This is a genomic window from Mycobacterium sp. 852002-51971_SCH5477799-a (assembly GCF_001667145.1).
In the GTDB taxonomy this organism is placed as follows: Bacteria; Actinomycetota; Actinomycetes; order Mycobacteriales; family Mycobacteriaceae; genus Mycobacterium.
The window spans coordinates 1-9,632 of record NZ_LZIF01000094.1 but is presented as its reverse complement, the minus strand read 5'-3'; the positions used below and the strand labels follow the sequence as shown (position 1 = coordinate 9,632).

The following is a 9,632-nucleotide window of genomic DNA, read 5'->3' as shown; positions in this document are numbered from 1 at the left end:
ATCTGCTGCTGCAACCCCGCCGGCCAGTCCACGGCCACGCTGGCCCCGCGATAGTCGGCCACCGCCGGATAGGGCCGGTCGGTCGGCAGCTGCAGCCGCTCGGGCATCCCGGCCAGGGCCTGCTCCCAGTAGGCCAGCTGTGCAGCTATACGGCTCTGGGCATCGTTGAGCTCGCCGAGCTGCGCGCGTTGCCACAGCGTGTAGTCGACATACTGCACCGGCAACGGGGCCCACGCAGGGTCTCGTCCCGCGCACCGGCTGGCATATGCGACACCCAGGTCACGCATCAGCGGGGTGATCGACAAGCCGTCGGCGGCGATGTGATGCACCGTGGCCACCAAAAGGTGCTCGTCGTCGGTGACGCGGAAAAGCTGTGCCCGCAAGGGGATCTCGGTGGCCAGATCGAACGGGCGACGCGCCGCCGCGTCGACTGCGTCATTCAGGTGGCCCGCCGGCCAGACCGTGGCATCGATGATTTGCCAACCGAAGTCGGCCCGTTCAACCGGGGTGATCACCTGCTGCCCTGTGCCGTCGACCGCGGGGAACAGCGTGCGCAGACTCTCATGGCGGCCAACAACGTCGGCCAGCGCCGCACCCAACGCCTCGGCGTCCAGCCGCCCGCGCAACCGCAAGACCACCGGCATGTTGTAAACCGGGGAGCGCCCTTGCAACTGCTCGATGAACCACAACCGCTGCTGGGCAAACGACAACGGCAGCACGTCAGGCCGCTCGCCGGCCACCAATGGCTCTACCCGACCCGCCTCCGCATCGATTCGGGGCGCCAATTGGGCAACAGTGGGCGCCTCGAACACCGCCCGCACCGAGAGGCCGGCGTCCAAGCCGCTGTTGATCGCGGCGACCAGGCGCATCGCCGACAGCGAATCGCCACCCAAATTGAAGAACGAATCATCGATTCCGACGCGTTCGACACCGAGGACCTCGGCGTAGATGCCGGCCAGGATCTCCTCGACCGCGTTGCTTGGGGCCCGGTATTGATCGGCATCGGTGTATTCGGGTGCCGGCAACGCCCGCCGATCGAGCTTGCCGTTAACCGTCAGCGGTAACGCCTGTAGAACCACCACCGCGGCCGGAACCATGTAGGCCGGGAGCCCCTCGGCCAGCGCCGCACGCGCCTGGCCCGGGTCGACGCTACCGGTGACGTAACCGACCAGGCGTTTGTCGCCCGGTTGATCCTCGCGGGCGACCACCGCGGCCTGCTGCACCCCGTCGAGCGCAGCCAGCGTGGCCTGGATTTCACCCAATTCGATGCGGTAGCCGCGGATCTTGACCTGCTCATCAGCACGCCCCAGATACCGCAGCTGCCCGTCAGCGCCCCAAAACACCAGATCGCCGGTGCGGTAGATCCGTGCCCCCGCGCCCCCGAACGGGCAGGCCACAAACCTCGACGCGGTCAAACCCGCGCGTCGCCAATACCCGCACCCCACCCCGGCGCCCGCCACGTACAACTCGCCGACCACGCCGGCCGGCACCGGGCGCAGGCACCCGTCCAGCACGAAGAATGCCGCGTGTGCCACCGGCGAGCCGATCGGCGGCGCACCCGAACCCGCGGTCAGCGGCGCGCTGAGGGCCACCCACATGGTGGTTTCGGTGGGGCCATATTCGTTGATCATGACCCGCCCCGGCGCCCACCGATCCACCACCTCGCCCGGGCACGCCTCCCCACCCACCAGTAGGGCGACCGAATCCAATCCCTCGGGCGACAACATCCCCGCCGCGGACGGGGTCTGGCTTAAGACGCTGACCTTTTCGTCCACCAGTAACGCGTGAAGTTCCTCCGCCGAGCGGGCCACCTCTTCGGGCACCACCACCAGCCGGCCGCCGTGCAGCAGCGCACCGAAGATCTCCCAGCCCGAGATGTCGAAGCTATAGGAGTGCCATTGCGTCCATACCCGCCCCGGCGCCGCGAGACGCGGATCCAGAGAGGTCAACAGCTGGGCCACGTTGTGGTGGGTGATGGCCACGCCCTTGGGCGTGCCGGTGGTCCCGGAGGTGTAAATGAGGTAAGCGAGATCGTCTGGTGCCGGCGTGGGCAGTGCGGTGCTGGGTTGGGCGGCGACGGCGGCGTCGTTGACGTCGATGATCACCACGTCATGGCCGTCCAGCCGGTCGACCAGATCGACGGTGGTGATCGCGGCCGTCGGCGCGGCGTCGGCAATCATGAAGTCGATCCGGGATGACGGCAGCGTCGCGTCGATCGGTAGGTAGGCCGCTCCGGTCTTGAGCACCGCCAGGATCGCCACGATCGCCTCAGCCGAATGGGGCAGCACCAGCGCGACGCACTCGCCAGGGCGGGCGCCATGGTTCGCCAACACGTGCGCCAGCCGGTTCGCGGCCTCGTCGAGCTCGCGATAGCTCCACGAATGCTTCGCGCAGGTCAGCGCGGGGGCATCGGGCGTCCGGCTTACTTGCGCGGCGAACAACGCCGGAACCGATACCGGCGTGGGCGCCGCCTCCGTCAGTACCGCCCGGTTGCCCCACCGGTCGAGCCGGTCGTGCTCAGCCGCATCAAGCAGATCCATCGCCGACAACCGCCGCGTCGGGTCGGCCGTGAGCGCCATCAGCACCCGTTCCAACCGTTTGATCAGCGTCTCGATGGTGTCGGCGTCGAAAACGTCGGCGCGGAATTCGACGGTGCCGCCGATCCCGGCCGGCTCACCGGCCTCGGTCCAGCGTTCGGCCAGGAAGAACGAAAGGTCCATGCGGGCGGTGCGGGTGTCGACCGGCACAGGTGTGGCCTGCAGATCACCCAGGGTCATTGCGGCGTCGGGCCCGTTGTGCTGCCAGGTCAGGTTCTGCCAGCCCAACACCACCTGAATCAGCGGCGAATGGCTGAGCGATCGGGTCGGATTGAGCCGCTCGACGATCAGCTCGAAAGGCACGTCCTGGTGTTCATAGGCGGCCAGGCTGCGCCGCCGCACCTGGGCCAGCAGCTCCGCGACGGTGGGATCACCCGCCAGGTCGACGCGGAGCACCAGCGTGTTGAAGAAACATCCAACCAAGTCATCGAGTTCGGGGTCGCGGCGCCCGGCGACCGGGAAGCCTACCGCGACGTCGCTGCTGGCGCTGATCTTCGCCAGCAGCACCGCCAAGGCGGCCTGCACCACCATGAAACTTGTCGCATTGTGCTCGCGCGCAACCCGCTGCACCCGCTGCTGTAGCTCGGCCGGCCAATCGACCGCCACGTCGGCGCCGCGGTAATCGGCAACCGCCGGATAGGGCCGATCGGTGGGAAGCTGCAGGCGTTCGGGCATACCGGCGAGAGCATCCTCCCAAAAGCCCAGCTGCGCGGCTATGGGGCTCTCGCTGTCCGCCAGATCGCCGAATTGCTCGCGCTGCCACAGGGCGTAATCGGCATACTGCACCGGCAACGGTGCCCAGTCGGGGGCCCGTCCCGCGCGTCGGCTGGCATACGCCACACCCAAATCGCGCGCCAGCGGCGCGATAGACCCGCCGTCCGCCGCGATGTGATGCACCACGATCATTAGCACGTGCTCGTCGTCGGCCACGCGGAAAAGCCAAGCGCGCAAAGGGATTTCGCTGGCCAGATCAAACGCGTAGCGCGCCGCCGCGCCGATGGCCTCGCTCAATTGGGCTGTGGACCAGCCGGTGGCATCAACGACGTCCCACCCAAAGTGGGCCTGCTCGGCGGGCACCACCACCTGTTGGGGTGTCCCCTGGTGTGCCGCGAATACGGTGCGCAGGCTCTCGTGGCGGCCCACCACATCGGCCAGCGCCGCACCCAGCGCGTCGGCATCAAGCCGCCCGTGCAGCCGGAACGACGCGGGCATGCTGTAGATCGGTAAGGGGCCCTGCAGTTGGTCAAGGAACCACAACCGGCTTTGGGCGTACGACAACGGGATTCGCGTCGGACGCGGCATTTGCTGCAGAGGCGGACGAGCAGCGCCGCCGCGATGCCGGTCCAGATACTGGGCGAGAGTCCCGACGGTCGGCGCGTCGAACAGGTACCGCACCGGCACTTCCCTGCCCAACGCCAACTGCAGCCGCGCACTCACCCGGGTCGCTATCAGCGAATCCCCACCGAGGGCGAAGAAATCGTCGTCAAGCCCGACGCGACTTGCCCCCAACACCTCGGCGAACACCTCGGCGACGAGCCTCTCGGTCTGCGTGTGTGGCGCCCTGAACGGTGCGCCGGCAAATAACGGTGCCGGCAACGCCTTGCGGTCGAGCTTGCCCGAGGAGGTCAAGGGGAACTTCTCGAGCACCACGATCTGCGTCGGCACCATGTACTCGGGCAACCGCGCGCTCAACCGCTGGCGCACCACGCTGACCTTGGTGTTGGTGTGCGGGTCGTTGGCATGGACCCTGCTTTGGTCCTCGTCGGCGGAGGTCAGGTAGAGGTCGGTCAGCGGTGGGGAACGCCGGCCATCGCGGTCGCCGGTGGCGATGAAGACGGCGTCCAGGGTGCCGAGTTGGGTTCCCCAGGTGACGGCGACGCGGTAGCCGGTGGTTTCACCGAGGCGGTGCAATTCTTCGGGGACGACGTCCCCGGTCTCCGTGGCGGCCTGGGCCGCTGCTTCGGCCGGGGCCAGCCCGGCAGCAAGGCCGCGCTCGATGCGGACGTCGTTGATCACTCCGGCGTGGGGGATATCGGTGACGCGAAGGGTGGCCGGACGTTGGGAGCGCAGCCGAGTGTGCAGTCGCTCCAGGTCGGCGCATTCGGTCCAGGCCCAACTGGGCGCGTCGACCAGCGAGCGCACCGCAGCGGGCGCTTTGGAGAAGATGACGTCGTAGCGATACCGGTTGAGTTCGTTGTCGGCGAATCCGCGTTTGACTTCGATGTCGACCCCGGCCACTGACGCACGATCGGCGGCTACGGAGGTGAAAAACTCTGGGGCGAGCAGTAATTCGGGCTCGCCGAGCATCGCGGACTGGACCCGTTGGCGGATCTCGGCGGCGTCGGTCGAAGTGGTGTGTGCCAGCGCGACCCCGGTTTGAAACGCGAGTTGCAGGCTGTGGTTGCGCACATCACCGATGAACAGTGACCCGCCGGGAGCCAGCAGGTCCATGGCGTTGTCGATGAGATCAGCCAGATATTCCGCGTTGGGGAAGTACTGCACCACCGAGTTGAGAATGATGGTGTCGAAGTAGCGCTGCGGCAGTGCCTCGGTGACGTGGGCCGGTCGGGTCAGCAGCTCAACCCGATCGCGCCACGGGATCTGCGACTGCTCCAGCGAGCGGGCCAGTTTGTCGATCACCACCGCGGACATATCCGTGGCGACGTAGCGCTCGCATACGGGGGCGATCTGCGACAGCACCAGTCCGGAGCCCACGCCGATCTCCAAGACTCGCCGCGGCTGCAGGGCCATGATCCGATCCACCGTGGCGGAACGCCACTCCACCATCTCCTCGAGCGGAATCGGGTCGTCGGTGTAGCTGCTGTTCCAGCCCCGGAAATCCATGCCGAATCCCGGCGCTTCGACCTCAGCGCCGTACAGCTCGTCATACAAGTGTTGCCACTCTTCGACGACTTCCGCGTCGCGGTCGGCGCTGCTGCTGCGATCGACGGTGATGTAGGCGATCAGGTGAGAGCCGGCGGTGCTGTGCTGCACGGTGACAGCGGCCCGCTCGACCTGTGGGCAGGACAACAGCGTGTTCTCGATTTCCCCGAGTTCGATGCGCTGGCCGCGCAGTTTGATCTGGGTGTCGGCGCGGCCCAGATAATCCAGAGTGCCGGCGTGGGTCCAGCGCACCAGGTCACCAGTGCGATACATGCGTGCCCCCGGACCCACATACGGGTTGGCGACGAATCGTTCCGCGGTCAACTCGGGGCGGCCCACATAGCCCTGCGCGAGTGCGGGCCCGCTCAAATACAGCTCACCGACCACCCCGATCGGCGCCGGGTTCAATCGCGCATCCAGTACCAGCGCGCACATCCCCGGAATCGGGGCGCCGATGGTAACCGGCTGCCCCACCGAGAGCGGCGCACTGCACGAGGCCCAAATGGTGGTCTCGGTGGGACCGTAAGCGTTGAAAATTCGCCGACCCGGCGCCCAAGCGGCCACCAACTGCGGCGGGCAGGCCTCGCCCATGGTGACCAGTGTGTCCAACTCGACCAACCGGTCCCGATCCAGCGACGACAACACCGACGGGGTCATCACCGCTGCGCTGACGCGCCGGTCCTGTAACAGCCCGGTCAACGCCTCTCCGGCGTAAACCTGCGGCGGGGCTATCACCAACGCCGCGCCTGATCCGACCGCCCACGACAACTCGAACACCGAGGCATCGAAGGTCGGCACCGAGACCATCAACACCCGCGCATCCGCGGCCGTCCCGAACACATTGCGTTGCGCCGCAACCATGCCCAACAAACCGGCATGACTGACCGCAACCCCCTTCGGGACCCCGGTAGACCCGGAAGTGAAGATGACGTAGGCGGTGTCATCCACTCCCAGCGGCGCCAGGCGGTCGGCGTCGGTAATCAAATCCGCGCGACGCCCGGACACGTCCAAGCCGTCGACCCGCAGCACCGGGCGCGTTCCGATCCCGGCCACCGCGTCCCCACCACAAGTCAGCACACATACCGCCGCCACCGCGTCCAACACCGTGGCGATCCGCTCGGGCGGATGCGCCCGATCCAGCGGCACGTACACACCGCCGGCCTTGACCACGGCCCACCACGCCACCGCCAACTCCGCAGAGCGATCCATCGCCACGCCTACCGCGCGCTCCGGACCGACCCCGGCCTCGATCAGCACCCGCGCCAACCGCGTCGACCATTCATCGAGCTGGCGGTACGACAGCTGTCGGGCGCCGTCGACCACCGCCACCGCGTCCGCATCGGCCGACACCGCCGCGGCCAGCAACTGCGGCGCCACGCCGACCGGCGCCCCCACACTGACGCCGGACCACCCCGACAGCACCAGCTCGCGTTCACCGCGATCCAGCAACGCGATATCGCCCACCGCCACCGACGCATCGGCCGCGGCCACCTCGATCACCCGCCCAAACCAGGCGACCAACCGCTCAATGGTGGTTCGGTCGAATAGATCGGTCGCATACGTCACCACCCCGGCGGCCATCGGCGCATCCGAGTCTTCAGCGCGCACCTCGCTGAGATGGAAATCCAGGTCGAACTTGGCGGTGCGGGTCGACCCCCCCAGCGGCTCGACGCCGAGGCCGTCGAACGTCAAAACTTCTGGCCGCACATTGTTCTGGAAAACCAAGGCCACCTGGAATAGCGGGTGATGCGCGGCGGAACGGGCCGGGTTGAGTTGCTCGACCAGTCGCTCGAACGGCACATCCTGGTTGGTGTAGGCATCCAGCGCCTTCTGCCGCACCTGCTGAAGCACATCGCCGAATTGCTGCTGGGGATTCACCCCCACCCGCAACACCCACGTGTTGACGAAAAACCCGACGAGCTCGGCAAGCGCCGCATCCTGCCGTCCGGCGATCGGCGCGCCCAGCACCACGTCCTCACCGACCCCGACACGGTGCAACACCACCGCCAACGCCGCCTGCAAGACCATCGAGGCCGTCGCGTTATGCGCTGTCGCCAGCGCCTTGGTACGCGCCCACACCTGCGGGTCGATGCGAATCTCCACCGCGTCACCGCGATAACTCGGCAGCGGCGGCCGGGCGTGATCGGTCGGCAACGACGCCAACTCCGGCAGATCGGCCAACTCCTGCCGCCAGTACCGCAATTGCCCGGCAATCACACTGTCTGGATCGGACTCCGCCCCCAGGCAATCCCGTTGCCACAGCGTGTAATCGACGTACTGCACCGGCAACGGCGCCCACTGCGGTGCCCGGCCCTGCCGCCGCGCGCGATAAGCCTCGCCCACATCGCGGACCATCGGAGCCAGCGACCACCCGTCAAAAGCGATGTGGTGCACCACAATCCCGAGCACATGCTGCTCGGGGGCCACCGAATAGATTTGCGCACGAATCGGGATCTCCGTCGACAGATCAAACCGATACCCCGCCAGCGCCACCAATTCGTCGACGACATCCTGCTCCGACAACGACGTCACCGTCGTGCCTCCGCGCCGCCACATTCCGGCTCGCGCCGGCAGCACCTGCTGGAACGGCATACCGTCAGCGTCGGGAAATATGGTGCGCAACGATTCATGCCGTTCGATGACGTCATCGAGTGCCGCGCTCAACGCGTCGACGTCCAGCGCCCCGCTCATCCGGAAAGCGGTCGGAATGTTGTAGGTCGCAACCCCGCCCTCGAATCGGTTGAGGAACCACAACCGCTGCTGGGCAAACGACAGCGGCACCACCGCCGGACGCTGCTGCGGGACCAACGGCGTACGCCGGCCCGCCTCACCGCCGATACGGGGCGCCAATTCGGCAATGGTGGGTGCCTCGAACACGGTGCGCACCGACAGGCTGGAATCCAGGCTGGTGTTTATTGCGGTGGTGACCCGCATCGCCGAAATGCTGTCTCCACCAAGCTCGAAGAAGGAGTCATCGACCCCGACCCGTTCGACGCCGAGGACCTGGGCGTAGATGCCGGTCAGGATCTCCTCGAGCGCGGTGGCGGGGGCGCGGTACCGCTCGGCATCGGTGTATTCGGGTGCCGGTAGCGCGCGGGTGTCGAGTTTGCCGTTGACCGTCAGCGGCAACGCTTCCAGGGCGATGACCGCGGCGGGGATCATGTAGGCCGGCAGCTGCTCGGCCAGGGCGGCGCGCGCCGTTGTGGCGTCGGCGGTGCCGGTGATGTAGCCGACCAGCCGGGTGGTGCCGGGTTGGTCGTCGCGGGCGATCACCACCGCCTGGTCCACCCCAGCCTGGGCGGCCAGCGCGGCCTGGATTTCGCCCAGTTCGATGCGGTAGCCGCGGATCTTGACCTGCTCATCCGCGCGGCCCAGATAGTCCAGCTGCCCATCGGCGCGCCAACACACGACATCCCCGGTCCGATACATGCGCTGCCCCGCGCTGCCGAAGGGGCAGGCTACGAACCGGGATCCGGTCAACCCCGCCCGGCGCACATAGCCCATGCCCACCCCGGCGCCGGCCACATACAACTCACCGACCACCCCGACCGGCACCGGGCGCAACCACCCATCCAGCACAAAGAACGCAAGGTCTGCCAGTGGCACGCCGATGGGACTGGCAGTGCGGTCGGTGTCGCCGTCGACGATCGTGCGCAACGAGGCATGCACCGTCGTCTCGGTGATGCCATACATGTTGATCAAGCGCGGTAGCGCAGGGTGATTATGCAGCCACGTCCGAAGACGCTGTGGCTCAAGGGCTTCGCCGCCGAACACCACAGTGTGAAGGTGAAGCTGAGGCCCCGCATCGGACTGCAGTGCGTCGGCGTTTTGCAGCGCATAAAACGCTGAGGGGGTCTGGCTCAGGACGTTGACGTGTTCGGCAACGAGTAGGGCGTGGAAGTCGTTGGGGGAGCGGGTGACGTCTTCGGGGACGACTACCAGCCGCCCGCCGTGCAGCAGCGCGCCCCAGATCTCCCACACCGAGAAGTCGAAGGCACAGGAGTGAAATTGCGTCCACACCTGGCCGGGAGCGAACTCGAGGTCCGCGGCTAGTGACTCAAACAAGCGGGCCAGGTTGTGGTGGGTGATGGTGGTGCCTTTGGGGGTTCCGGTGGTGCCGGAGGTGTAGATCAGGTAGGCGATGTCGTCGGG

General features: G+C 67.3%; 1 protein-coding gene. It reads right to left on the bottom strand.

All coding sequences use genetic code 11. The features are described from left to right. The coding region (locus A5753_RS13665) for a non-ribosomal peptide synthetase (RefSeq protein WP_156656098.1) at positions 1-9,632 on the bottom strand (9,632 nt) is incomplete at both ends.